This is a genomic window from Streptomyces sp. NPDC058685 (assembly GCF_042714725.1).
Lineage (GTDB): Bacteria > Actinomycetota > Actinomycetes > Streptomycetales > Streptomycetaceae > Streptomyces.
Map to the genome: position 1 here is coordinate 1 of NZ_JBHXSL010000048.1, position 24,043 is coordinate 24,043.

Annotated in this window: 20 protein-coding genes; 10 read left to right on the forward strand and 10 right to left on the reverse strand. The window is 70.7% G+C overall.

Translation table 11 applies throughout. The features are described 5' to 3' along the window. Positions 1-102 precede the first annotated feature (102 nt). Entirely contained in the window at positions 103-1,593 is a 1,491-nt protein-coding gene (locus ACFWU3_RS28975) for an oligopeptide:H+ symporter (protein WP_384443584.1), read from the reverse strand. A 461-nt stretch (positions 1,594-2,054) separates the two neighbouring features. Here ACFWU3_RS28975 and ACFWU3_RS28980 point away from each other — a divergent pair, with 461 nt between their 5' ends. Together ACFWU3_RS28980 and ACFWU3_RS28985 are read left to right on the forward strand one after the other, a co-directional pair. Next, the gene (locus ACFWU3_RS28980) at positions 2,055-2,732 is read left to right on the forward strand and encodes a response regulator transcription factor (protein WP_313945949.1); all 678 of its coding nucleotides are present in this window, start codon (positions 2,055-2,057) and stop codon (positions 2,730-2,732) included. 633 nt (positions 2,733-3,365) lie between these two features. Continuing rightward, positions 3,366-4,631 carry an ATP-binding protein gene (locus ACFWU3_RS28985; RefSeq protein ID WP_384443586.1) on the forward strand — a complete coding sequence of 422 codons (1,266 nt, stop codon included), beginning with the start codon at positions 3,366-3,368 and terminating at the stop codon, positions 4,629-4,631. A 47-nt stretch (positions 4,632-4,678) separates the two neighbouring features. Here ACFWU3_RS28985 and ACFWU3_RS28990 read toward each other — a convergent pair whose 3' ends face one another. Next, a complete protein-coding gene (locus ACFWU3_RS28990) occupies positions 4,679-5,188 on the reverse strand; it encodes a GtrA family protein (protein WP_384443588.1) in 510 nt (169 codons plus the stop codon). Positions 5,189-5,230: 42 nt separating this feature from the next. On the opposite strand from ACFWU3_RS28990, the gene ACFWU3_RS28995 reads away from it, so the two are divergent. From ACFWU3_RS28995 to ACFWU3_RS29010, 4 genes are all read left to right on the forward strand, one after another. Next, positions 5,231-6,475, forward strand: a complete 1,245-nt coding sequence (locus tag ACFWU3_RS28995) for a 5-(carboxyamino)imidazole ribonucleotide synthase (RefSeq protein WP_384443590.1) — start codon at positions 5,231-5,233, stop codon at positions 6,473-6,475. Then, positions 6,472-7,005: a 5-(carboxyamino)imidazole ribonucleotide mutase gene (gene purE / locus ACFWU3_RS29000; RefSeq protein WP_340473455.1), complete on the forward strand. Its 534-nt coding sequence runs from the start codon at positions 6,472-6,474 to the stop codon at positions 7,003-7,005. Before ACFWU3_RS28995 ends, purE begins: the two co-directional genes overlap by 4 nt. Before the next feature lie 6 nt (positions 7,006-7,011). Further along, positions 7,012-8,208: a dipeptidase gene (locus ACFWU3_RS29005; protein ID WP_384443592.1), complete on the forward strand. Its 1,197-nt coding sequence runs from the start codon at positions 7,012-7,014 to the stop codon at positions 8,206-8,208. A gap of 648 nt (positions 8,209-8,856) precedes the next feature. Continuing rightward, a complete protein-coding gene (locus ACFWU3_RS29010) occupies positions 8,857-9,963 on the forward strand; it encodes a membrane dipeptidase (RefSeq protein WP_384443594.1) in 1,107 nt (368 codons plus the stop codon). Positions 9,964-9,994: 31 nt separating this feature from the next. On the opposite strand, the gene ACFWU3_RS29015 is transcribed toward ACFWU3_RS29010, so the two are convergent. Next, positions 9,995-10,357: a VOC family protein gene (locus ACFWU3_RS29015; RefSeq protein ID WP_384443596.1), complete on the reverse strand. Its 363-nt coding sequence runs from the start codon at positions 10,355-10,357 to the stop codon at positions 9,995-9,997. Between the two features lie 116 nt (positions 10,358-10,473). On the opposite strand from ACFWU3_RS29015, the gene ACFWU3_RS29020 reads away from it, so the two are divergent. Further along, on the forward strand, positions 10,474-10,992 hold the full coding sequence (locus ACFWU3_RS29020; protein ID WP_384443598.1) for a CGNR zinc finger domain-containing protein: 519 nt from the start codon (positions 10,474-10,476) through the stop codon (positions 10,990-10,992). Positions 10,993-11,209: 217 nt separating this feature from the next. On the opposite strand, the gene ACFWU3_RS29025 is transcribed toward ACFWU3_RS29020, so the two are convergent. After that, on the reverse strand, positions 11,210-12,553 hold the full coding sequence (locus ACFWU3_RS29025) for a UDP-glucose dehydrogenase family protein (RefSeq protein ID WP_384443600.1): 1,344 nt from the start codon (positions 12,551-12,553) through the stop codon (positions 11,210-11,212). Between the two features lie 163 nt (positions 12,554-12,716). Here ACFWU3_RS29025 and ACFWU3_RS29030 point away from each other — a divergent pair, with 163 nt between their 5' ends. Beyond that, positions 12,717-13,898: an acyl-CoA dehydrogenase gene (locus ACFWU3_RS29030; protein WP_384443602.1), complete on the forward strand. Its 1,182-nt coding sequence runs from the start codon at positions 12,717-12,719 to the stop codon at positions 13,896-13,898. Positions 13,899-14,021: 123 nt separating this feature from the next. On the opposite strand, the gene ACFWU3_RS29035 is transcribed toward ACFWU3_RS29030, so the two are convergent. From ACFWU3_RS29035 to ACFWU3_RS29045, 3 genes are all read right to left on the reverse strand, one after another. After that, complete coding sequence (locus tag ACFWU3_RS29035; protein ID WP_384443604.1) at positions 14,022-15,167, reverse strand: RNA polymerase sigma factor; 1,146 nt, start codon at positions 15,165-15,167, stop codon at positions 14,022-14,024. Then, positions 15,164-15,583: a YciI family protein gene (locus ACFWU3_RS29040; protein ID WP_384443606.1), complete on the reverse strand. Its 420-nt coding sequence runs from the start codon at positions 15,581-15,583 to the stop codon at positions 15,164-15,166. Before ACFWU3_RS29040 ends, ACFWU3_RS29035 begins: the two co-directional genes overlap by 4 nt. A 178-nt stretch (positions 15,584-15,761) precedes the next feature. Continuing rightward, positions 15,762-16,967, reverse strand: a complete 1,206-nt coding sequence (locus ACFWU3_RS29045; protein WP_313945971.1) for an LCP family protein — start codon at positions 16,965-16,967, stop codon at positions 15,762-15,764. A gap of 118 nt (positions 16,968-17,085) precedes the next feature. Here ACFWU3_RS29045 and ACFWU3_RS29050 point away from each other — a divergent pair, with 118 nt between their 5' ends. Then, positions 17,086-17,634, forward strand: coding sequence for an acyl-CoA thioesterase (locus tag ACFWU3_RS29050; protein ID WP_313945972.1), 549 nt, complete (start codon positions 17,086-17,088; stop codon positions 17,632-17,634). A 35-nt stretch (positions 17,635-17,669) separates the two neighbouring features. Here ACFWU3_RS29050 and ACFWU3_RS29055 read toward each other — a convergent pair whose 3' ends face one another. Further along, positions 17,670-19,034: an LCP family protein gene (locus ACFWU3_RS29055; protein ID WP_384443657.1), complete on the reverse strand. Its 1,365-nt coding sequence runs from the start codon at positions 19,032-19,034 to the stop codon at positions 17,670-17,672. Between the two features lie 210 nt (positions 19,035-19,244). On the opposite strand from ACFWU3_RS29055, the gene ACFWU3_RS29060 reads away from it, so the two are divergent. After that, positions 19,245-20,261, forward strand: a complete 1,017-nt coding sequence (locus ACFWU3_RS29060) for a glycosyltransferase family 2 protein (protein WP_384443609.1) — start codon at positions 19,245-19,247, stop codon at positions 20,259-20,261. Between the two features lie 76 nt (positions 20,262-20,337). On the opposite strand, the gene ACFWU3_RS29065 is transcribed toward ACFWU3_RS29060, so the two are convergent. Then, complete coding sequence (locus ACFWU3_RS29065) at positions 20,338-22,050, reverse strand: LCP family protein (protein WP_384443613.1); 1,713 nt, start codon at positions 22,048-22,050, stop codon at positions 20,338-20,340. A 51-nt stretch (positions 22,051-22,101) separates the two neighbouring features. Further along, positions 22,102-23,856 carry an LCP family protein gene (locus ACFWU3_RS29070; RefSeq protein WP_384443615.1) on the reverse strand — a complete coding sequence of 585 codons (1,755 nt, stop codon included), beginning with the start codon at positions 23,854-23,856 and terminating at the stop codon, positions 22,102-22,104. Positions 23,857-24,043: the final 187 nt, after the last annotated feature.

Sequence of the window (24,043 nt, forward strand, 5' to 3'; positions counted from 1 at the left end):
GGGGGGGGGGGGGGGGGGGGCCCCGCCGGTGGGGGGTCTTACTCGGGGCCCGCCCCCCCGCCGGGCTGGGGGCCGGCCCCCCTTCCCGGCCAGGGGCAGGGGTCAGCGGACGTCGCCCATGAGCTCCTTGACCTTCTTGCGGTACATCCACACCGCGACACCGGCGACCACGGCGAGCGTGGCCTCCAGACCGACGATGCCCATCCTGTCGAGGTTCACCCCGGCGATGGAGAGCAGACCGGTCGTGGCGTCACCGGCGGTGACGGCCAGGAACCAGACACCCATCATCTGGGAGGCGTACTTCACGGGCGCCATCTTCGTGGTGACGGAGAGGCCGACCGGCGAGACCAGGAGCTCACCGACGGTCTGCACGAAGTAGATGGCGACCAGCCACATCGCGGCCGCCTTGTGACCGCCCTCGGCGATCGACAGCGGGGCGAGGAAGAGGAAGAACGAGGCGCCGACGAGGATGAGGCCGGACGCGAACTTCACGATCGTGCTCGGCTCCTTGCCCCGGCGGTTCAGCGCGATCCACAGCCAGGCGAAGACCGGCGCGAGCGCCATGATCATGACCGGGTTGACCGACTGGTACCACGAGACCGGGAATCCCCAGCCGAACACGGTGTTCTTCGCGGATTCGTCGGCGAACAGCGACAGGGTCGAACCACCCTGGTCGTAGATCATCCAGAAGATGGCGGCGGCGACGAAGAACCAGATGTACGCGGTCATCTTCGACTGCTCGACGCGGTCGAGCGACTTGTCGCGCTTGATGCGGGCGATGACCCACACCGGGATGACCAGACCGGCGACGGTGAGCGGGACCAGCAGCCAGTTCAGGGTGTAGACGCCGGAGAAGCCCACGATGCCGTAGAAGACCACGGCGACGGCCAGCCAGAGCAGGCCCTTGCGCAGCGTGGACGTCTTCTCCTCGGCGGTCATCGGCGTCGGGACGATGTCGGAGCGCGAGCTGAGGTGGCGGCTGCCGAGCATGAACTGGGCCAGACCCAGACCCATGCCGAGCGCGGCGAGCGCGAAGCCGAGGTGCCAGTTGACGCTCTCACCGACGGTGCCGATGATCAGCGGGGCCGCGAAGGCGCCCAGGTTGATCCCGACGTAGAAGATCGTGAAGCCACCGTCACGGCGCGGGTCCTCCGGGCCGTTGTAGAGGTGGCCGACCATCGTGGAGATGTTGGCCTTCAGCAGGCCGGAACCGATCGCGACCAGACCGAGGCCGGCGAAGAAGGTGCCCGACGTCGGCAGCGCCAGCGTGAGGTGACCCAGCATGATGATCGCGCCGGCGACGGCGACGGTCTTGCGGGGGCCGAGGACACGGTCGGCGAACCAGCCACCCGGGAGGGCGAGCAGGTACACGAGCGAGAGATAGACCGAGTAGATCGCGGTCGCGGTGGCCGCACTCATGTGCAGACCGCCGGGAGCCACCAGGTACAGCGGAAGCAGAGCCCTCATGCCGTAGTAGGAGAAACGCTCCCACATCTCGGTCATGAAGAGAGTGGCCAGTCCGCGGGGGTGGCCGAAGAAGGTCTTCTCGTCGCCAGGAATGCTGGCCGAGTCCTTCGTCAGGCTGGACGCCATGGTCGATCCTTGCTTGCTCGGGACGCGACTGCCTCGTGAGCGGTTACGCGCCCGGTGGGGGGCGGCCGGCACCGGCAGCAAGCCGCTCCACCCCCACGCCCGAGGGGTTCGCTCCGTGTCGTGACGGAGGCGAGGACGGTCCGCACCGGGATCCACGCCCCTGGCGCAACGTCGCGTCCGGGGCCCGGCCCACAGGTCATTCACTGCGCTCGGGGCCGAAGGGCTCAGCGCAGAAAAGAGACCCTTGGCCGACAGGCCAAAGGGTCCCCGTGCAGTACAACAGGCGTCTCGCCACCATACGACACGACACAGTGGCATATGGAAGGACTTGAGAGATGGATCACAGGTTTTACTGGAACCGTCCGCCCTGAATCGAAGGTCGCAACCATGATTGCATCCCAGTCCCGCAGGGTGGTTGGAAGACGCACCGATGTGCACGCCACGCGGACTACCATCACCACATGACGCGTGTACTGCTCGCCGAGGACGACGCATCCATCTCGGAACCGCTGGCCCGCGCCCTGCGCCGGGAGGGGTACGAGGTCGAGGTGCGCGAGGACGGTCCGGCAGCGCTGGACGCCGGTCTGGCGGGCGGTGTCGACCTCGTCGTACTCGACCTCGGTCTGCCCGGTATGGACGGCTTGGAGGTCGCCAGAAGGCTCCGCTCGGAGGGCCACACGGTGCCGATCCTGGTGCTGACGGCGCGCGCGGACGAGGTGGACACGGTGGTGGGCCTGGACGCCGGCGCGGACGACTACGTGACGAAGCCGTTCCGCCTCGCGGAGCTGCTCGCCCGGGTCCGGGCGCTGCTGCGCCGCGGCGCGACGGAGCCGGCCCCGGCGCCGGCGACGCACGGGGTGCGGATCGACGTCGAGTCGCACCGTGCGTGGATGGGCGACGAGGAACTCCAGCTGACGGCGAAGGAGTTCGACCTCCTGCGCGTCCTGGTCCGCGACGCGGGCCGGGTGGTCACCCGCGACCAGCTGATGCGGGAGGTCTGGGACACGACCTGGTGGTCGTCCACGAAGACGCTGGACATGCACATCTCCTGGCTCCGCAAGAAACTCGGCGACGACGCGGCGAACCCGAGGTACATCGCCACGGTGCGGGGTGTGGGTTTCCGCTTCGAGAAGAGCTGACGGGGCGGCCGGCGCGGAGCCCAAGGGGCCGGCCGGGCCACCCGTGCCGGCGGAGCACCAGGCGCCTGCCGGGGGAGACCTGCGGTCGGCGCTGAGAGGCGGGGCGAGCGGCCGCGCTCGGCGCGTTCAGTCCTTGGGCTCGGTGGGTGGCGCCCGCGACAGCGGAGTGAGGAGCCCCCCCCCGTGCGGCCGGAGACGGCTGGCCTCGATGGCGAACGGCACCGCTGGGCGGGGGCGGCCATCCGACGGTGGAGCATCAGCCCCCGGCGAGAGCACCAGCACCCGGCGGAGTGCCGGGGGCCCGGTGCTCGAAGCGGAACGACCGCTGCCCGCGAAGACCCTCGCGCTCGGCAGGGAAGGCGTGCCCTGGCCCGGAGCACCGGTCCCAGCGGGAAGCGGCCGCGCACGGCGCCGGAGCACCGGCCCTCAGCGGGAAACGGCGGCGCCTCGGCCGGGAGCACCGGCCCCAGCGGGAAACAGCCGCACCCGGCCCCGGCGCACCAACCTCGGCGAGAGTGCCGGCGCCCCGTGGGGAACGCCCCCACTACCGTCGACAAGACGTGCCCCGCCGAGAACACCCCCCGCACGCCATAGGCTCGGTGTCGGCACCATCCACCCCGCCCGGAGGGCATCTTGCGTCGACGGCTCATCAATTCCACGCTCGCCGTGGTTCTCGTCGTCATCGCCGTCTTCGGCGTGTCCCTCGTCCTCGTCGAGACCCGCACCATCAGCAACAGCGCCCAGGAGAGTGTCGACTCCGAGGCCGTACGGCTCGTCAGCATCGTCGACAGCCGGCTCATCGGTGGTGAGCCCGTCAATCCCGGCATCCTGGCCGACCAGAGCGGCGCCCAGCGTTACGCCCTGATCGAGATCCCCGGGCGGCCGTCCATCGAGATCGGGGAGCGGCCCGAGGGCAGCGTCATCCGCGGGGTCGCCCAGGGGGAGCGCGGTGAGACCGTCACCGTCGAGGAGCCCCGTTCCTCCGTGACCCGCGAGGTCGGACGCACCCTCATGATCATCGGGGCCGTCGCGCTGCTCGCCGTCATCGCCGCCATCCTTCTCGCCGTACGGCAGGCGAACCGTCTCGCCTCCCCCCTCACCGACCTCGCCGAGACCGCCGAGCGCCTCGGCTCCGGCGACCCGCGCCCCCGCCACAAGCGGTACGGCGTCCCCGAGCTCGACCGCGTCGCCGACGTCCTGGACGCCAGCGCCGAGCGCATCGCGCGGATGCTCACCGCGGAGCGCCGGCTCGCCGCGGACGCCTCGCACCAGCTCCGTACGCCGCTGACAGCCCTGTCCATGCGGCTGGAGGAGATCTCGGAGACCGACGACCCGGCGACCGCGAAGGAGGAGGCGAGCGTCGCGCTCGCCCAGGTGGAGCGGCTCACCGACGTGGTGCAGCGGCTGCTCACGAACTCCCGCGATCCCCGTATCGGCTCCGCGATCGTCTTCGACCTCGACGAAATCGTGAAGCAGCAGATCGAGGAGTGGCGGCCGGCCTACCGGAGCGCGGGGCGCGCGGTGGTGTGCTCGGGGAAGACGGGCATGCGGGCGGTCGGAACCCCGGGCGCCGTCGCCCAGGTCCTGGCCGCGCTCATCGAGAACTCCCTGATGCACGGTGGCGGGACCGTGGCCCTGCGCACCCGTGTCACCGGCAACCAGGCGGTCATCGAGGTCACCGACGAGGGGCCCGGCGTGCCGGCCGACCTCGGCGCGCGGATCTTCGAGCGGACCATCAGCGGCCGCAACTCCACCGGCATCGGACTGGCCGTGGCGCGGGACCTCGCGGAGGCGGACGGCGGGCGGCTGGAGCTGTTGCAGCAGCATCCGCCGGTCTTCGCGCTCTTCCTCAGCCGCGTGGCCCGCAAGCCCAAGGACGACCCGCCGACGGTCAGATAGCCGGCACCGGCCCGCTCAGCCGACCCGGCTCCCGGCCGGACACGGGCTCAGCGGCCGACCCGGTCCGGCTGCGCCGTGTGCTGCCCCAGGAACGATTCCGCGGTCTGCACCGCCTCGCGCGCGGGCAGCGCCCGGAAGACCCAGGTGCGGTAGGACCAGAAGCGGAACAGCGTCGCGATGCCGATGCCGAGGAACTTGAAGATGTTGCTCTGCAGCGGGCTGTCCCAGCCGAAGCCGTACGTCGCCGTGTACAGAATGCCGTTCTCGATGACCAGGCCGACCAGGCTGAACAGCAGGAAGAGCGTGAGCTCCTTGGTCCGGCCCGACTTGTCGCGGTCCCGGTAGGTGAAGTACCGGAAGCCCACGTAGTTGAACGCGATGGCGATCACGGTGGCGAGGACCGACGCCCGGACCACGGGGAGCTCGGTGGTGTGCCGCACCAGGTTGAAGACGGCGAGATTGACCAGCAGCCCGGCGCCGCCCACCGCGCCGAACTTCGCGATCTCCCGCATGAGCTGATCGAGCCGCCCGCGTAGCGCTCCGCCTCGTTCACTCATAGTGAGAGTCCAGCCCATCAGATCGACAGCGTCATCCCCGTCATGCTAACCAGCCGCCTCCGCGGTTGCCCGGGCACATCGACAATCGTGTGGCGAGGCTGTGACACGGGCGCAGGGGCCCCGCGGAGCGGCGGATACCCTAGGAGAGTGACGTTCCCGGTAGTCGGCATGGTCGGCGGCGGTCAGCTCGCCCGTATGACCCACGAGGCAGGCATCCCCCTCGGCATCCGTTTCAAGCTTCTCAGTGACACCCCGCAGGACTCCGCGGCCCAGGTGGTCAGCGATGTCGTCATCGGCGACCATCGCGACCTGGACACGCTGCGTGAGTTCGCCCGCGGGTGCGATGTGATCACTTTTGATCATGAGCACGTCCCCATCGAGCACCTGCGTGCGCTGGAGGCCGACGGCATCCCCGTCCGGCCCGGCCCCGACGCGCTCGTGCACGCGCAGGACAAGGGTGTGATGCGCGCCAGACTCATGGAGCTCGGCGCGCCCTGCCCGCGCCACCGCATCGTGACCGACGCCGCCGATGTGTCCGCGTTCGCCGAGGAGGTCGGGGGTTTCCCCGTCATCCTGAAGACCGTGCGCGGCGGCTACGACGGCAAGGGCGTCTGGTTCGTGCGGACGGAGGCGGACGCCGCCGATCCGTTCCGCGCGGGTGTGCCGGTCCTCGCCGAGGAGAAGGTCGACTTCGTCCGCGAGCTCGCCGCCAACATCGTGCGCTCCCCGCACGGCCAGGCCGTCGCGTACCCCGTCGTCGAGTCGCAGCAGGTCGACGGCGTCTGCGACACCGTCATCGCGCCCGCCCCCGGCCTCGACGAGGAGCTCGCCGGGCAGGCCCAGCAGCTCGCCCTGCGGATCGCGGGGGAGCTCGGCGTCGTCGGGCATCTGGCGGTCGAGCTGTTCGAGACGGCCGACGGCCGCATCCTCGTCAACGAGCTGGCCATGCGCCCGCACAACAGCGGCCACTGGACCCAGGACGGCGCGGTCACCTCCCAGTTCGCCAACCATGTGCGGGCCGTGCTCGACCTGCCGCTCGGCGACCCCCGCCCGCGCGCGCCCTGGACCGTGATGTGCAATGTCCTCGGCGGCGACTACCCGGACATGTACCAGGCGTATCTGCACTGCATGGCCCGGGACCCGCAGCTGAAGATCCATATGTATGGCAAGGACGTCAAGCCCGGCCGCAAGGTGGGGCACGTCAACACCTACGGCAACGATCTGGACGACGTGCTGGAGCGCGCCCGTCACGCGGCCGGCTATCTCAAGGGAACGATCGTCGAATGAGCAGCATGACCGGTCCTGCCGTTGGCATCGTCATGGGGTCCGACTCCGACTGGCCCGTGATGGAGGCGGCCGCGCAGGCCCTCGACGAGTTCGAGATCCGCTACGAGGTCGACGTCGTCTCCGCGCACCGCATGCCGCGCGAGATGATCGCGTACGGCGAGAAGGCCGACTCCCGCGGCCTGAAGGTGATCATCGCGGGCGCGGGCGGTGCGGCCCATCTGCCCGGCATGCTCGCCTCCGTCAGCCCGCTGCCGGTCATCGGTGTCCCGGTCCCGCTGAAGTACCTCGACGGCATGGACTCGCTGCTGTCCATCGTGCAGATGCCGGCGGGTGTGCCGGTGGCCACGGTCTCCGTGGGCGGCGCGCGCAACGCCGGTCTGCTGGCCGCGCGCATCCTCGCCGTGCAGGACGCCGAACTGCTCTCCCGGATGCGGGAGTTCCAGCAGGAGCTGAACGACCAGGCCACCGACAAGGGCAAGCGCCTGCGCGCCAAGGTCGCAGGTGCGGACTCCTTCGGCTTCGGGAAGTAAGTGTCCATGACATCCCGCACGGATCACCTCGCCCGGGCGCGCGAGCTGCTCGCCGCCCACCCCGTCGTCGACGGTCACAACGACCTGCCCTGGGCGTTGCGCGAAAACGTCCGCTACGACCTGGACAAGCTCGACATCGCCGGTGACCAGACCGGCCGGCTGCACACCGACATCCCGCGGCTGCGGGCCGGCGGGGTCGGCGCCCAGTTCTGGTCCGTGTACGTCCGCTCCGACATGTCCGGCGAGGACGCCGTCAGCGCGACGCTGGAACAGATCGACGGCGTGCAGCAGTTGCTCAGCCGCTACCCCGCGGACCTGGCTCCCGCGCTGACCGCGGGCGACATGGAGAAGGCCCGCGGCGAGGGCCGCATCGCCTCGCTGATGGGAGCCGAGGGCGGCCACTCCATCAACAACTCCCTGGCGACGCTGCGCGCGCTGCACACGCTCGGCGTGCGCTACATGACGCTGACCCACAACGACAACACCGCCTGGGCGGACTCGGCGACGGACGAGCCCGGCGTCGGCGGCCTCTCCGCCTTCGGGCGCGAGGTGGTCCGCGAGATGAACCGCGCCGGGATGCTGGTCGACCTCTCGCACGTCGCCGCCTCGACCATGCGGGACGCGCTCGACACCTCGGTCGCCCCGGTGCTCTTCTCGCACTCGTCGGCCCGGGCGGTCTGCGACCACGTCCGCAACATCCCGGACGACGTGCTGGAGCGCCTCGCGGACAACGGCGGTGTGGCCATGGCCACGTTCGTACCGAAGTTCATCCTGCCGGCCGCCGGCGACTGGACCCGGGCCGCGGACGATAACCTGCGGGCGCACGGCTTCCACCACCTCGACACCACGCCCGAGGCGATGAAGCTGCACCAGGCCTTCGAGGAGGCGAACCCGCGGCCCGCCGCCACCGCGTCCACGGTCGCCGACCATCTCGACCACATGCGGGAGACGGCGGGCGTCGACCACATCGGCATCGGCGGCGACTTCGACGGGACGGCGTTCACGCCCGCCGGGCTCGATGACGTGGCCGGCTATCCGAACCTCGTCGCGGAGCTGCTCCGGCGCAACTGGTCCGAGGCCGACCTCGCGAAGCTCACCTGGCAGAACGCCGTGCGTGTCCTGGCGGACGCGGAGGCGGTGGCACGGGAGGAGCAGGCCCGGCGCGGACCGTCGAACGCGACGATCGACGAGCTCGACGGCTAGAGCCGGTCGTTCGGCTCGTGCCGCGTCGCATGCACTGGCCCGCACCTCCTGTGGCCCCGTAGCCCTTCGGGCACGGGAGGTGTCCGCCCTCGCACCTCTTCGGGCGGTGCCCCCACCCGTCGTACCGCGGGCGGGGGAGAAGCCCGCACCTCTTCGGGTAGGGGGTGTCCGCACCCGCTCCCCCTCAGGGACGGGAGACACCTCCAGCCCTTGGGCCCGGGGGCACCCCCACGCGCACCTCTTCGGGGAGGGGGTGTCCGCACCCGCTCCCCCTCAGGGACGGGAGACACCCCCAGCCCTTCGGCCCGGGGGCACCCCCACGCGCACCTCTTCGGGTGCGGGAGGTGTCCGTGCCCGCAGCCCTGCGATCTGGGGCGCGGGCGTGCCTCCCACCGCGGCGGCTCGTTCCTCCGCCTTGCGGTCGCACGCATAAGGCTCCCCCCCACGCACCGCGGGCCTGGGAGATTCCCACTCCCTGACCGTGGGCTTGTGTGCTTCCGAGGGGCCGTGAGGGCGAGCCCTTCGACAGCGCCCCCGGAGGGTACGGGCACCCCGCCCCGTACCCCCGAACGCTCCGTCCGCCGCGACCCCTCGCCGCTCCCGTGCCACGGTGGCCGTACGGCCCGCCGTCGGAGCACGGAGCAGCACATGGCAGATCTTCAGGACGACCCCCAGACCGGCTCGGCCGCGGTCGGCGACGTCGACCATGTCCGCGACTCCGCGCCGGCGGTCGGCTCTGCCCCCGCGGAGTCCGGCGAGCCCGGCGCCCCCGCGGAGGAGGGCCCGGGACCCCTGGAGCGCGCCCGCGAACTGCTCGCGCGGTACCCCGTCATCGACGGTTCCAACGGACTCGCCCACGCCCTGAGGGACATGGCGCACTACGACCTGGAGGAAGGCGAGAGCCTTCTCGAGACGGACATCCCGCGGCTGCGCGACGGGGGCGTGGGTGCGTTGTTCTGGTCGCTCCTGACGCCGCCCGGGCTCGCCGGGGACCGCGCGCCGGCCGCGACCCTGGAGCACATCGACCTCATCCGGTCCGTGGTGGAGGCCCACCCCGAGGCCCTGCGCCCGGCGCGGAGCGCCGACGAGCTCGCCCACGCCCGCAACTGCGGCCGTATCGCCGGTCTGCTCGGCCCGGTCTCGGGGCCCGCGCTCGCCGACTCGCTGGCCACCCTGCGCGCGTATCACGCCCTCGGCGTCCGCAGCGCGGCCCTCGCGGGCACCCGCTGGACCCAGCGCGGCGGTCTGACGCCCTTCGGCCATGAAGTCGTACGCGAGATGAACCGTCTCGGCATGCTGGTGGACCTCTCCGGCTGCAATCCCGAGACCATGCAGCGGACCCTCGCGGTCACCCGGGCCCCGGCGGTCATCTCGCAGCACCCGACGCGGGTCCCCGACGACGTGCTGCGGCAGCTGCGTGCCAACGGAGGTGTGTGCATGGCGGTCTGCACGGCCGCCTCGGTCCGTGAGACGGCCGATCTGCTGGACCACATCCGCGACGCGGCGGGCCCCCGGACGACGGCCCTCACCGGCGCCTACGACACGGGGGCCGCCCACGCTCCCGGCCTCGAGGACGTCTCGTGCTACCCCCGCCTCATCGCCGAACTGCTCGAACGCGGCTGGCCGGAAGCCGACATCGAGGCGCTCACCTGGTCGAACATGTACCGGGTGCTGCGGGACGCGGAGTTCGTCGCGCGGGCGACGCAGGCGAGGCGGCCGGCGTCGACCGCGCGACTGACCGCGCTGGACGCGTAAGAGGTCCCGCTGCGGCGGAGGCGGCGCGGGATCAGTTCGCGCAGAGGCAGAACGGGTGGCCGGCCGGATCGGCGTAGACGCGGAAGCCGCGGGACCGGTCGTCCGCCTCCAGCACCGTCGCACCGAGCGCCAGGACCTGCTTCTCGGCGGCGTCCATGTCGTCGACCATCAGGTCCAGATGGAACTGCTGCGAGTCGTCCGGCGCGGGCCACTTCGGCGGTACGTGACCGGGCGCGGCCTGAAAGGCGAGCGCGGTGCCGGTGGCGCCCACCAGGTTCACCCAGCCCGCGCCGTCGTCCTCGATCTCCCCGCCCAGCACCTCGGCGTAGAAGCGGCCGAGTGCGGCGGGGTCGGGACAGTCCAGTACGACCGTGCCCAGGGTGGCGATGGCCATGGTTCCTCCTCGATCGGAATGCGGAGCCGACGGTGACTGTTGGCGCAGTTACCGCTACATCGGCTCAACCGGTAACCGTTACTGCATGGTCCCGCATCGGAGGTAACGTCGCAACCATGAATGAGAGGGCAGTCGCACCCGGCGGGCTGGCGCTGGTCGAAGCGCTGGTGAACACGCTGGACGTCGAGACCGGCAAGGACGCCCTCGACACTCCGGAGGGCCGCGCGGCCCACGGCCTCGCCGAGAGCGAGGTCGCCGCCGCGCGGGAACTGCGCGAGGCCCTGCGCGCGGCCTGTCTCGCCCACGCGGGCCACCGGCCGGCGGGCGGCCCGCCGCCCACGGCCCTCGACGGGCTCCTCGCGGCGGCACCTCTGCTGGTCACCGTCGCCGAGGACGGCACGGCCGCCCTGCGGCCGGCGGCGCCCGGCACCCTCACCTCGCGGGTCGCCGAAGCGATCGCGGCGGCCGTGGCGGACGGCACGTGGGCGCGGCTGAAGGCGTGCGAGGCCGAGGACTGCCAGTGGGCGTACTACGACCGCAGCCCGTCGGGCCGGCGGCGCTGGTGCTCGATGTCGGTGTGCGGGGCGCGCGCCAAGATGCGTACGTACCGAGCCCGCCGCACGACGGCCGGCTGAACCGCGAGAGTCCCCCGGGCAGTCCGCCCCCGGGCCCCGGCTCGTCCGCGCCCCGGGCACCCGAAACCCCGCCCAGCGCCACGGGCACCCGAACCCTCGGGCGCCCGAACCCTCGCCCGGCGCCACGGGCACCCGAACCCCCGGGCGCCCGACCCCCGCCCAGCGCCACGGGCACCCGAACCCCCGGCGCCCCGAGCTCCCCGCTCGGCGCCCCGGCTCAGGCCTTGGGGCGGCCCATCGCCCGGTACGTCCAGCCGGCCTCGCGCCACTTCACGCTGTCCAGCGCGTTGCGGCCGTCCAGGATGAGACGGCTCGAGGTGACCTCGCCCAGCTCCGCCGGGTCCAGCTCGCGGAACTCGCGCCACTCCGTCAGGTGCAGCACCACATCCGCGCCGCGGACCGCGTCCAGCGCCGATTCTGCGTAGCCGAGCGTCGGGAACAGACGCCGCGCGTTCTCCATGCCCTTGGGGTCGTAGACCGTGACCTGGCCGCCCTGGAGGTGGATCTGGCCCGCCACGTTCAGCGCGGGCGAGTCCCGGACGTCGTCGGAGTCGGGCTTGAACGTCGCGCCCAGCACCGCGACCCGCTTGCCGAGGAAGGAGTCGCCGCCGACCGCGTCCCTGGCCAGCTCCACCATGTGCCCGCGGCGCCGCATGTTGATCGAGTCGACCTCCCGCAGGAAGGTCAGCGCCTGGTCGGCGCCCAGCTCACCGGCGCGCGCCATGAAGGCGCGGATGTCCTTCGGCAGACAGCCACCGCCGAAGCCGATGCCCGCCCGCAGGAACTTGGAGCCGATGCGCTCGTCGTAGCCGATGGCCTCGGCGAGCTTCACCACATCGCCGTCGGCGGCCTCGCACACCTCGGCCATGGCGTTGATGAAGGAGATCTTCGTCGCGAGGAAGGAGTTCGCCGAGGTCTTCACCAGCTCGGCCGTCGGGAAGTCCGTCACCACGAACGGCGATCCCTCCGAGACCGGCGTGCGGTAGACCTCGCGCAGCAGCTTCTCCGAGCGCTCGCTCTCCACGCCCACCACGATCCGGTCGGGGTGCAGCGTGTCCTGGACCGCGAAGCCCTCGCGCAGGAACTCCGGGTTCCATGCCAGCTCGGCGTCCGCGCCGACCGGCGACAGCTCCGCGAGCAGCGCCGACAGCCGGGCCGCGCTGCCCACCGGCACGGTCGACTTGCCGACCACCAGTGCCGGGCGCTTCAGCTGCGGGGCGAGCGAGGTGAAGGCGCGGTCCACGAAGGACATGTCGCAGGCGTACTCGCCGTGCTTCTGCGGGGTGTTCACACAGACGAAGTGGATGTCGCCGAACTCGCCGACCTCCTCCCAGGAGGTCGTGAAACGCAGCCGTCCGCTGGAGCCCTCGATCCCGGCGACATGCTTCGCCAGCAGCTCCTCCAGCCCCGGTTCGTACATCGGGACCCGGCCGGCGGAGAGCATCTCGATCTTCTCCGGGACCACGTCGAGTCCCAGCACCTCGAAGCCCAGTTCGGCCATGGCCGCGGCGTGCGTGGCGCCGAGGTAGCCGGTGCCGATCACGGTGATCTTGAGGGCCATGCGGTGCTCCAGAGAATTGCGCGGCAAGAATGCGACCCGAGCATAGCCGCGCCGCCGCCGGGGCACTTTTCCGCTGTCGCCAAGCTCACGTATGCCGATGGGCGGGGGGACCTCTAAAATTGGGTTACTTAACGGTAGTTAGCACGCTTGGGGAGTGAGAGAAGTGGCCGGATCGACCGGTAACTCGGCTTTTGACCTGTACCGCCCGTCCGAAGAGCACGACATGCTCCGTGACGCGATCCGTTCGCTGGCCGAGGCGAAGATCGCTCCCTTCGCGGCCGAGGTCGACGAGGAGGCGCGCTTCCCGCGCGAGGCCCTCGACGCTCTTGTCTCCAACGACCTGCACGCCGTCCACGTCCCCGAGGAGTACGGCGGCGCCGGCGCGGACGCGCTGGCCACCGTGATCGTCATCGAGGAGGTAGCCCGTGTCTGCGTCTCCTCCTCCCTGATCCCCGCCGTGAACAAGCTCGGATCCCTTCCGGTGATCCTGTCCGGCTCCGAGGACCTGAAGAAGAAGTACCTGGGCCCGCTCGCCAAGGGCGACGCGATGTTCTCGTACGCCCTCTCCGAGCCGGACGCGGGCTCCGACGCCGCCGGCATGAAGACCAAGGCCGTACGCGACGGCGACTTCTGGGTCCTCAACGGCGTGAAGCGCTGGATCACCAACGCCGGTGAGTCCGAGTACTACACGGTGATGGCTGTCACGGACCCGACGAAGCGCTCCAAGGGCATCTCGGCGTTCGTCGTCGAGAAGGGCGACGAGGGAGTCTCCTTCGGCGCCCCGGAGAAGAAGCTCGGCATCAAGGGCTCCCCGACCCGCGAGGTCTACCTCGACAACGTCCGCATCCCCGCCGACCGCATGATCGGCGAGGAGGGCACGGGCTTCGCGACCGCGATGAAGACCCTGGACCACACCCGCATCACGATCGCGGCCCAGGCGCTCGGCGTCGCCCAGGGCGCCCTCGACTACGCCAAGGGCTACGTCCAGGAGCGCAAGCAGTTCGGCAAGCCGATCGCGGACTTCCAGGGCATTCAGTTCATGCTCGCCGACATGGCGATGAAGCTGGAGGCGGCGCGACAGCTCACGTACTCGGCGGCGGCCAAGTCGGAGCGGGTGTCCGCCGGAGGCGCGAAGGAGGACCTGACCTTCTTCGGCGCGGCGGCGAAGTGCTTCGCCTCCGACGTCGCGATGGAGGTCACCACGGACGCGGTCCAGCTGCTCGGCGGCTACGGCTACACCCGCGACTACCCGCTGGAGCGCATGATGCGCGACGCGAAGATCACGCAGATCTACGAGGGCACCAACCAGGTGCAGCGGATCGTGATGGCGCGGAACCTGCCGTAGTCCGGCCGCTCCCCGTCACCGCACTTCGGAGGCATCCCGCTCGCGCGGGGTGCCTCTCGTCGTCGAGGGGCCGAGCGACGCCTGAGACGGAACCCGGCCGCCGAGTGGGCCGCACGCGCCCCGTCAGCCGCCCCCGCGGGCGTTCAGCCGGGCCGCCTGACGGATCAGGTGGTCCCGTTCCGCGAGGTTGGGGGCCTTGTGGGCCGCCTCGGCATAGAGGCGGGCCGCCGTCGGCAGATCGCCGTCCCGTTCGTGGAGGTACGCGGACACCGCGGTGTGGCGGGGCAGGGCGTCGTCCAGTGCCGCGAGCGCCGCGAGGCCCGCGCGCGGGCCGTCGGCCTCGCCCACCGCCACCGCGCGGTTGAGGCGGACGACCGGACTGTCCGTCAGACGCGTGAGCTCGTCGTACCACTCGACGATCTGCACCCAGTCGGTCTCCTCGGCCGTGGGCGCGTCCGCGTGGAGTGCCGCGACGGCGGCCTGGGCCTGGAACTCACCCAACCGGTCGCGGGCGAGGGCCGCCTGGAGGATCACGACGCCCTCGGCGATCGCCGACGTGTCCCACCGGCCGCGGTCCTGCTCGGCGAGCGGCACCAGACTGCCGTCGGGCGCGGTCCGGGCGGCGCGCCGGGCGTGGTGCAGCAGCATCAGGGCCAGCAGGCCCGCCACTTCGGGGTGGTCGATCGCGGCGGCGAGCTGCCGGGTGAGCCGGATGGCCTCGGCGGCGAGGTCGACATCGCCGGAGTAGCCCTCGTTGAAGACCAGATAGAGAACGCGCAGCACCGTGGCGACGTCGCCGGGCTGGTCGAAGCGCACGCCGGAGACGGTGCGCTTGGCCCGGCTGATCCGCTGCGCCATGGTCGCTTCCGGCACCAGGTACGCCTGGGCGATCTGGCGGGTGGTCAGCCCGCCCACGGCGCGCAGCGTGAGCGCGACCGCGGACGACGGCGTCAGCGACGGGTGCGCGCACAGGAAGTAGAGCTGGAGCGTGTCGTCCGCCGCGGGCGCGGAGCCCGGCGCCGGTTCCTCCTCGACGAGCTCCTCACGCCGGCGACGGGCGGTGTCCGAGCGGGTGGCGTCGAGGAACTTGCGCCAGGCCACGGTGATCAGCCAGCCCTTCGCATCCCGCGGAGGGTCGGCCGGCCAGACACGGACGGCTTCGACCAGCGCGTCCTGCACCGCGTCCTCGGCCGCCGCGAAGTCGGCTCCGCGGCGGACGAGGACGGTGAGCACGCTGGGCGTGAGACTCCGGATCAGGGCCTCGTTCATCGATGGGGGCACTCCGTGATGGTCGGGTGCGGGCCGAGGAACGGACGCAGCTCGAGCCACTCGTGGATCGGCTTGCCGCCTGCCCCGGGGGCGGCCGAGAGCTCCCCGGCGAGCTCGACGGCGCGCTCGTAGCTGTCGACGTCGATCACCATCCAGCCGGCGATCAGGTCCTTGGTCTCGGCGAACGGCCCGTCGGTGACCGGCGGGCGCCCCTCACCGTCGTAGCGGACGAACGTCCCCTCGGGGGCGAGTGCCTGGCCGTCGACGAACTCGCCGGTCTGCTCCAGCCGGGCCGCGAAGTCGGCCATGTACCGCACATGGGCCGAGATCTCCTCCGGCGTCCACTGGTCCATCGGCACGTCGTTGGCCGGAGCCGGGGCGCCGCGGTAGTGCTTGAGCAGCAGGTACTTCGCCATCGTGGATCTCTCCTCGGTATGGGTGCGACCCATTGTGGTCGCTTGCACCCCGGGGACGGAGCCGGGCACGGGTTCTCGACATCGCTCGACGTCGCCGCCGAGAAATTTTCCGCCGGACACGGAAGGGCCCGCCGCGCGACACAGCGCGGCGGGCCCTTCCCCAGGCGGTCGGGAACCGTCAGTTACCGGTGACCGTGACCTTCTCGTCGTTCTTGAGCTGCTCCACGAGCTGCTTCACCTTCGCCTTGTCCCAGACGAGGTTGCCGCCCCTGGTGCCCGAGATCGGCATGTTCATCGACGTGCCCTCACCGCCCGTGACGCCCTTCATCGCGAAGAACATCTGGCCCAGCGACCAGAGCGACATGTCCTTGTCCACGATCAGGGTGTCCAGGCCCGCGCCCATGGTCGGGTAGAGCTTGAAGGGGTTCAGGATCGTGCTCGGCGTCGCCGTCTGGGAGGCCAGGGCCGCGAGGAACTTCTGCTGGTTCTTCGTACGGTCCAGGTCGCTGCCGGCGAAGGCGTAGCGGGTCCGGACGAACGCCAGCGCCTGCTCGCCGTCCAGCGTCTGCTTGCCGGCCTGGAAGTCGGCGCCCGACTTCTTGTCCTTGAAGGCCTTCGGGATGTCCATCTCGACACCGCCGATCGCGTCCACGATGCCGGCGAAGCCGGCGAAGCCGATCTCGACGTAGTGGTCGATGTGCAGACCCGTGTTGTGCTCGACCGTACGGACCAGCAGCTCCGGGCCGTCCTCGGCGTACGCGGCGTTCAGCTTGACCCGGCGGCCGGTGTTCGGGAAGAGCTTGCCGGAATCGGAGCCCTTGAACGACGGTATCTCGACGTCCGAGTCTCGCGGCAGCGAGATCAGCGTCGGGCCGTTCGAGCCGTCGTGCAGGATCATCATCGAGTCGGTCCGCTTGCCCTCGGCCGAGCCGGTGTGCAGCTTCTTCTTGTCCTCGGCCGACATGCCCTCACGGCTGTCGGACCCGACGATCAGATAGTTGGTGCCGTCGCCGGCTCCCGGACGCTCGATGACCTTGGAGAGGTCGACCTCGCGCTTGAGCTTGCCGTCGGCCCAGAAGTACGTGCCGATCGTGACCGCGAGCAGCGCCACCACCAGGACGAGCGAGCCGATCTTGATCCGGCGACGCCAGTCCGGGCCGTAACCGCGCGGTGCGTGGCCCTGGGGCGGCGGGGCGCCGGGGCCGCCGGCGGGCGGGGAGCCGTAGACCTGGCCCGTGTTGTAGCCGCTGTCGTAGGGGGCGTCGTCATACCCCTGCGACTGCTGCTGCGGGACCGGCCGTCGCTGCACATGGCGCATCACGCGAGCGCCCTCGGGCTGAGAGCCCTGGCTGCCGCGTCCGTATCCTTCGGGCCAATCGTTCATGGCGACCAGTGTGCCGGTGGGACCTCGCGCCATACAGAGGGGGTGGGGAATCGGACCTGGCCTGTTGCCAAGCTGATGCAATGACCCGATTGTGTGACCCCCGCATAGGGTGGACGTCATGACAGATCAGGCCCAGCGCTCGGAGTCCGTAATTCCGGGCAAGCCCACTTCGGCGTCCCGTACCACCCTCAGTCACATCATGACCGGCAGTGACACCAATCTCCTCGGCACGGTGCACGGCGGCGTGATCATGAAACTGGTGGACGACGCGGCGGGCGCGGTCGCGGGCCGGCACTCCGGCGGTCCCGCCGTCACGGCGTCCATGGACGAGATGGTGTTCCTGGAGCCCGTCAGGGTCGGTGACCTGGTGCATGTGAAGGCCCAGGTCAACTGGACCGGCCGGTCCTCCATGGAGGTCGGTGTGCGGGTCATGGCCGAGCGATGGAACGAGTCGACCCCTGCCCAGCAGGTCGGCTCGGCGTATCTGGTGTTCGCGGCGGTCGACGGGGACGGCAAGCCCCGCGCCGTACCGCCCGTGGTCCCCGAGACCGAGCGCGACCGGCGGCGCTACCAGGAGGCCCAGATCCGGCGTACGCACCGGCTGGCCCGCCGCCGTGCGATCAAGGAACTGCGCGAGAAGCGCGCCGCCGACGGAATGCAGGACTAGAGCCCGGCGCCCGGCGCGGGCGGGCAGCCGCCCCGTCAGGGGCAGACCACCTGGTCCCCCTTCACGGTGTCGAACTCGCCCTGCTTCACATCCTTCGCCCGCACGGTCGTCACGCCCTTGTATTCGGCGCCCGCGGTCACCTTCAGCGTCTGCCCCTGGCCCTTCACGGGCCGCAGCTCGCACCCGGGCAGCGCCGCCGCCAGGGAGCGGGCCGAGCGGTCCCAGCGCGGGTCGTACTCGACGAGGGTGCGCCGCACCTCGGGGCTGCCGCCGCCGTTGAAGGGAGAACCGGTCGTGTTGAAGCCGGTCGCCCGCAGGGCGGAGTCGACCTTGCGGCCGAGACCGTCGGCGCGCGTCCCGTTGTAGACCTGCACCCGGATCTGCTGCGGGGCGACGTCGACCAGCGGAACCTCGGGCCGCTGCGGGGTCTCCGGCGCGAGCGGCTTGTCCTCGCGGATCATCCGGAACAGTTTCTGCGCCTTCGCGTCGTCCCACGTGACCGTGGAACCGATGTCCTTCGCCGGGCCCGCCCCGCCGATGGGTACGGAGGTGAACTCCGAGGAAGCCGCCGAGAAGCCCCGCATCGCCCTGCTGAGCGCCAGCATCTCGTCGGGGCCGAAGCCCGCGTCGGCCCGGACGGAGTCGAGCATCGCCGATGTCACCTTGCGGAACTTCATCGGGTTCAGCGTGACGCCGGTGCCGGTGGCCTGCTTGATGAAGGCCGCGACGAAGCGCTGCTGGCGCTGCATCCGGCCCAGGTCGGACGCCCCGTCCACATGGCGCGAGCGCACGTACTGCAGTGCCCGGCCGCCGTCGAGCCGGTGGGTGCCGGCGGCGAGATCCAGACCGGTGTACGCGTCCTTCATCGACTGGGCCGTGCAGATCTCCACCCCGCCGACCGCGTCCACGGTCTTCATGAAGCTGGTGAAGTCGACCTCCAGATAATGGTCGATCTTCACCTTGGTCAGCTGCTCGACGGTGCTGACGGTCAGCCCCGGGCCGCCCTCCGAGTACGCCGCGTTCAGCTTCACCGGGTGGGCCTCGTGGCGCTTGCCCGTGTTCCGGTCGGTGTGTGCGGGGATCTCGACGTAGCTGTCCCGGGGCAGGCTGACCACGCTCGCCCGTTCCCGGTCGCGCGAGATGTGCACCAGCATGATCGTGTCGGTGCAGCGGCAGGGAGCTCCGCCGAGACGGTACTTCTCCTTCTCCTCGGCGGTGATCTTGTCGCGGCCGTCGGTGCCGACGAGGAGCAGATTCATCCCGTGTCCGCCCGCGGGCCGGTTCTTCATGTCACGGAACGGATCCACCCGGCTGATCCCGGTGTCCAGACTGGTCACCACCGCATGTCCGATGGCGCCCGCGCCGAGCACCAGGACCGAGAGGGTCGTCGCCACCCGCAGGCCCCAGCGCGGTCGGGGGACCGGCCGTCCGGTCCGGGGCCTCGGGTTCGGCCGGGGACGGGGAGAGCGGGGCGGTGTGGGCACGGGGGAGGCACCTCCGTGGGTGACGTGGGGGAATCCTGCACACCGTAGGCCCATACGATCTGCTGCCAGGGGCAGAGAACGGCCGCCGCGCCTCCGTGTCCCCCGTTCGCGGTAACGTGGCGCCCGATGAACGCCACGCCCCCTGTCTCCGTGATCATGCCGGTCCTCAATGAGGAGCGGCACCTGCGCAACTCGGTCCGCCACATCCTCGAGCAGGAGTACGGCGGCGAGATGGAAGTGGTGATCGCGCTCGGCCCGTCCACGGACCGTACCGACGAGATCGCCGCCGAACTCGTACGTGAGGACCCCCGTGTCCACACCGTGCCGAACCCCACCGGCCGTACACCGGCCGCGCTGAACGCCGCCATCAAGGCATCCAGCCACCCGATCGTGGTGCGCGTCGACGGCCACGGCATGCTGTCGGCGAACTACATCGCCACCGCCGTCCGGCTCCTGGAGGAGACGGGCGCACAGAACGTCGGCGGCATCATGCACGCCGAGGGCGAGAACGACTGGGAGCACGCGGTCGCCGCCGCGATGACCTCGAAGATCGGCGTCGGCAACGCGGCCTTCCACACCGGCGGTCAGGCCGGTGCCGCCGAGACCGTGTACCTGGGTGTCTTCCGCCGTGAGGCGCTGGAGCAGCAGGGCGGCTACAACGAGGAGTTCATCCGCGCCCAGGACTGGGAGCTGAACTTCCGCATCCGCGAGGCCGGCGGTCTGATCTGGTTCTCGCCGGAGCTGCGGGTGCAGTACCGTCCGCGTCCCTCCGTGCGGGCACTGGCGAAGCAGTACAAGGACTACGGCCGCTGGCGGCACGTCGTCGCCCGCTACCACCAGGGCTCCATCAACCTGCGCTACCTCGCGCCGCCGGTCGCGGTCTGCGCGATCGCCGCGGGCGTCGTGGTCGGCGCGGTGCTCACCCCCTGGGGCCTGCTGGTCCCCGGCGGCTACCTCGCCGCGATCGCCGCGGGCTCCGTCCCCGCAGGCAAGGGCCTGCCCCTCAAGGCGCGGCTCCAGATCCCGGTGGCGCTGGCCACCATGCACATGTCCTGGGGCTTCGGCTTCCTGACGAGCCCGCGCGCGCTGGCGAGGAAGGTCATCGCGAGCCGCCGTCCGGCCGTGCAGAGCGCGTCGGCCTGACGCGTACGAGACGTCTCGCACGGAGGGCCCCGGGTGCACGCACCCGGGGCCCTCCGCGTCGGCGGTCCTGCGCGGTCTACCAGGTGAATCCCGGCTGGATCTTCATGCAGGCCTTGGTGTTGCCGTTGAGCGCGCGCGCCGAGTCGGGCGTCTTGTTGTCGACGGCCGGCGCCTTCGGGAAGGCGGTGCCCTGACGCCAGTCCGATCCCACGATCAGCGCGATGCCGGTGACGTCCGTCGACTTCTTCACCGAAGTCAGCGGGATCCCGAGGGCTTTGGCGATCGCCTGGGCGTCGCCCTCCAGCTCCGCGTTGGAGTACCGGACGACCGTCTTCGCCTGCGCGTTGGGCGTGGCGTCGGCCACCGCGCGGGTGAAGCCCTTGCCGCTCAGCACCCCGGCGATCTCCGTCGCGCGGCCCTTCTGCGGGATCCGGCCGTCCGCGCCGGTGCCGTTCTGCACCGACACCGAGATCTCGGCGGGCGCGGCCGCAGGGTCCTTGGACACCGCCGGCGCCGCCGGCTTCTTCGGCGGGGTCTTCGCCGCCTTGCCGTCCAGCGGGACGTCCTCGCGGACCATCCGGAACAGCTGCTCGGCGTCCCCCTCCTTGGGCTCGACCTTGCCGGCGTAACCCGGGCGCTGCGAGTAGACGTTCGGCATGGTCGTCATGGTGATCCGGCCGGTGGGCACGCTCTTGAGCTGGCCGCCGAGGTCGTAGAGCTTCTTGACCGAGTCGATGCCGTTGTCGACGGTGAGGGCCCCGATGGCGGCCTCGGCGAGTTTGCGCAGCTTGTTGGGGTCGGTGAGCTTGGTGTTCTCGCGCAGCTCGCGCACCATCGAGTTCATGTACATGTGCTGCGCGTGGGTGCGCGCGAGGTCGGTGCCGTCCTCGAAGCCGTAGCGCGTCCGCAGCCACTGGAGCGCCTGCTCACCCTTGACGGGGTGGGTGCCCGCGGGCAGCTTGAGCCCGGAGCCCTGGCCGGTGCGGTTGCGGGAGTGCACGTTCTGCAGGACACAGACGGGGACGCCGCCGATGGCGTCGGCCATGGAGACCACGCCCGCGAAGTCGATCATCATGAAGTGGTCGATGGTGATGCCGGTGAGTTCGTACCAGGTCGCCACCGTGCAGCCCGGACCACCGCGCCCCAGTGACTCGTTCGTCGGGGCGAAGCGGGACGCCGGATAGGTCTTCTTGCTGTCCGGGTCGGTGCACTCAGGGATCTTCAGCATGGTGTCGCGCGGCATGCTGATCACCGAGATGTTGGAGCGGTCGGCGGACATGTGCACCAGCATCTGCACATCGGCGAGCGGGGTCGAGCCGAAGGTCTTCTTCGCGCCGCCGAGCTTCTGGTTCGCCGCGTTGTCGCGTGCGTCCGATCCGATGAGCAGGATGTTCAGCGGCGTCTGACCGGCCGCGTTGGCCTTGTGGTCCGGCATGTCGTTGCCGAGGGTCAGATCGTCCTTCTTGAGCTTGCTGTTGAGGTGCTCGTAGTACAGATAGCCGGCACCCGCCGTGGCGAGTATCAGCAGCGAGAGCACGGACGCGACCCAGCGCAGTATGCGGCGTTTGCCGCGTTTCTGCCGTCGTCGTGCCGCCGGGCCGCGGCGGCCGTGTCCGCCTTTGCCGGCCGTCCCCGCCGCCGGGGCCTCCCGCTCGTCGTCGAGAGCCAGACGCGCACGGCCCTTGGAGCCGTCGCCCTCCTCGTCGTACAGCCCCTCGTCCCACCCCACTTCACGGGCGTGCGGGACGCCCTGGCGCGTCCCCTTTCCCCGCACGCTGTTCTGACCCACCCCTGGTTCCCCCTGTCGTTCAGGCAGGCCGAGCGACCGGGAGGTCCCGAGTCACTTGGCGCACACCTGTTTGTCCGCTTCGACCTTCTGCACACCTTCCGGCGCCTTCGCCGGACCGGTGATGGGCACCCCTGCGCCCTTGTAATCCGCACCGAGGGTCAGCGTCATCGCCTCGAGTCCCTCGGCGTTCGCCGTTCCCGGCTTCAGTGCCGTCGCGGGCAGCCCCATCAGATCCGCGAGCTTGCGGGCCTGGTTCGCCTGGTTCGGCGCGTACGTCAGCGTCGTCTTCGCGAGCTTCTCGGGGGCGTTGCCCTCGTTGCTCGACTTCAGGACGCCCTCCTCGTTCTGCAGCCAGGTCAGCGTCGCCAGCGCCGCCCCCTGGGTGTTGCTGCCGTTGTAGACGGCGACCCGCACATCTGCGGCCGCGGCCCTCGGCCCGGTCAGCAGACCCTTCTGCTTGTTCTTGGCGTCCTGCTCCTTCTGCTTCACCTCGGTGAGCGAGGTGTCGTTCTGGATCATCGAGAAGAGCGGCTTGGCCTTCTCCTCGCTCAGCAGCACGGTGGCACCGTCGGTGTTGTCGACGACGGGGACGGTGGCGAAGGTGATGTTCTTCGGGTCCACCTTGGACAGTTCCATGCCGAGGTCGCGCAGCCGCGAGATCTTCCCTATGCCCGTGTCGACGGTGAGCGCCTTGGTGGCGGCCTCCGCCAGGTCCCACATCTTCGAGGGGCTCGACATGGTGTCGCTCGACTTCATCTTGCGGATCAGCGAACTCAGGAACTGCTGCTGGATCTCGATACGGCTGAGGTCGCCGCCGAAGCCCACCGAGTGCCGCGTCCGGACGAACGCCAGGGCGTCCTCCCCTGCCAGGACGTGCTTTCCGGCGGGAAGGTTGAGCTTGGAGTCCTTGTCGTTGATGTCCTTGGCCAGGCACACCTCGACACCGCCGACGGCCGTCGTCATGGTCTTCACCGCGTTGAAGTCGGCCATCATGAAGTGGTCGACGGTCACGCCGGTCAGCTCCTTGACCGTCCGCATGGTGCAGCCCGGGTCGCGGCCCGACTGGCCGAGGCTCTCGTTGAACCGGGTCTTCTGCGTACCGGGGATGATCTTCGTCTCGTCGCCGGACTTGGTCTCGCAGTCCGGGATGTTCGTGATCAGGTCGCGCGGGATGGACAGCGCCGTCGCGTTGGTCCGGTCCTTGGAGACATGGAAGAGGATCGTGGTGTCGGCGTGGCCGACGCTGTCCTTGTCCCCGTAGGACTCGTTGCCCGCGCCGGACCGCTTGTCGGTGCCGATGACCAGGATGTTGACGGCCTGGTCCTTCTTGAAGCCGCCGCTGCCGGCCCCCGCCACGTCGACCGTGTTGAGGTTGCCGTCGAAGTGGCGGTACACGAGGTATCCGGCGACGGACGTGGCGACGACGAGGAAGGCGACCACGCCGCCCGTCCACATCATCGCCTTCTTCTTGCGGGAGTTGGCCTGCTTGCGCTTGCGGCGGCCCGCGTGCGGCGGGTTCTTGCCACCCGAGGCGTCGCCGGCGCGACGGGAGCGCTGCGGGGGCACCTCGCGGCCGGGGGCCTGGGTCCTGCGGCCCTGCGCGCTGCGCGGGGACGGAGTTCGCGGGGCGGATCCGCCGGCGTCGGCTGCCTTACGGGCGGCGCTTCTCGAGGAGGAGCCGCCCGACGAGGCCGACTGCGCTGCGGATTGACCCAGTCGCAGCTCGTAGTTGCCGGTCTGCGGGTTGAGTACCCACTGGTCGGCGGGGTCGATCTCGTCCGCCCGCCCACGGCTTTGCGCATCCACGGTTGCTTGAGTCCTCCGTCGGTGCCACGCGACGCGCCTCCCCCGAAGGGCGCTCGGTCTTTCGATCCAGCAGTGCGCGACACGGGGTCGTAGCACCGGATCGCGTCACACTATCCGCCCAGTTCAACGTGGGGCGACGTCCGTGACAAATTCCACGCCCCTTACAAGTGGGCAATCTGCCTAATAG

Coding starts and splice junctions, on each gene's coding strand:
- ACFWU3_RS29020 (WP_384443598.1), top strand. CDS start 10,474: ATGAATGAGAGGGCAGTCGCACCCGGCGGGCTGGCGCTGGTCGAAGCG.
- ACFWU3_RS29005 (WP_384443592.1), top strand. CDS start 7,012: ATGACATCCCGCACGGATCACCTCGCCCGGGCGCGCGAGCTGCTCGCC.
- ACFWU3_RS29040 (WP_384443606.1), bottom strand. CDS start 15,583: ATGGCGAAGTACCTGCTGCTCAAGCACTACCGCGGCGCCCCGGCTCCG.
- ACFWU3_RS28990 (WP_384443588.1), bottom strand. CDS start 5,188: ATGAGTGAACGAGGCGGAGCGCTACGCGGGCGGCTCGATCAGCTCATG.
- ACFWU3_RS29015 (WP_384443596.1), bottom strand. CDS start 10,357: ATGGCCATCGCCACCCTGGGCACGGTCGTACTGGACTGTCCCGACCCC.
- ACFWU3_RS28975 (WP_384443584.1), bottom strand. CDS start 1,593: ATGGCGTCCAGCCTGACGAAGGACTCGGCCAGCATTCCTGGCGACGAG.
- ACFWU3_RS29035 (WP_384443604.1), bottom strand. CDS start 15,167: ATGAACGAGGCCCTGATCCGGAGTCTCACGCCCAGCGTGCTCACCGTC.
- ACFWU3_RS29010 (WP_384443594.1), top strand. CDS start 8,857: ATGGCAGATCTTCAGGACGACCCCCAGACCGGCTCGGCCGCGGTCGGC.
- ACFWU3_RS28995 (WP_384443590.1), top strand. CDS start 5,231: ATGCTAACCAGCCGCCTCCGCGGTTGCCCGGGCACATCGACAATCGTG.
- ACFWU3_RS29045 (WP_313945971.1), bottom strand. CDS start 16,967: ATGAACGATTGGCCCGAAGGATACGGACGCGGCAGCCAGGGCTCTCAG.
- ACFWU3_RS29025 (WP_384443600.1), bottom strand. CDS start 12,553: ATGGCCCTCAAGATCACCGTGATCGGCACCGGCTACCTCGGCGCCACG.
- ACFWU3_RS28980 (WP_313945949.1), top strand. CDS start 2,055: ATGACGCGTGTACTGCTCGCCGAGGACGACGCATCCATCTCGGAACCG.
- ACFWU3_RS29060 (WP_384443609.1), top strand. CDS start 19,245: ATGAACGCCACGCCCCCTGTCTCCGTGATCATGCCGGTCCTCAATGAG.
- ACFWU3_RS29050 (WP_313945972.1), top strand. CDS start 17,086: ATGACAGATCAGGCCCAGCGCTCGGAGTCCGTAATTCCGGGCAAGCCC.
- purE (WP_340473455.1), top strand. CDS start 6,472: ATGAGCAGCATGACCGGTCCTGCCGTTGGCATCGTCATGGGGTCCGAC.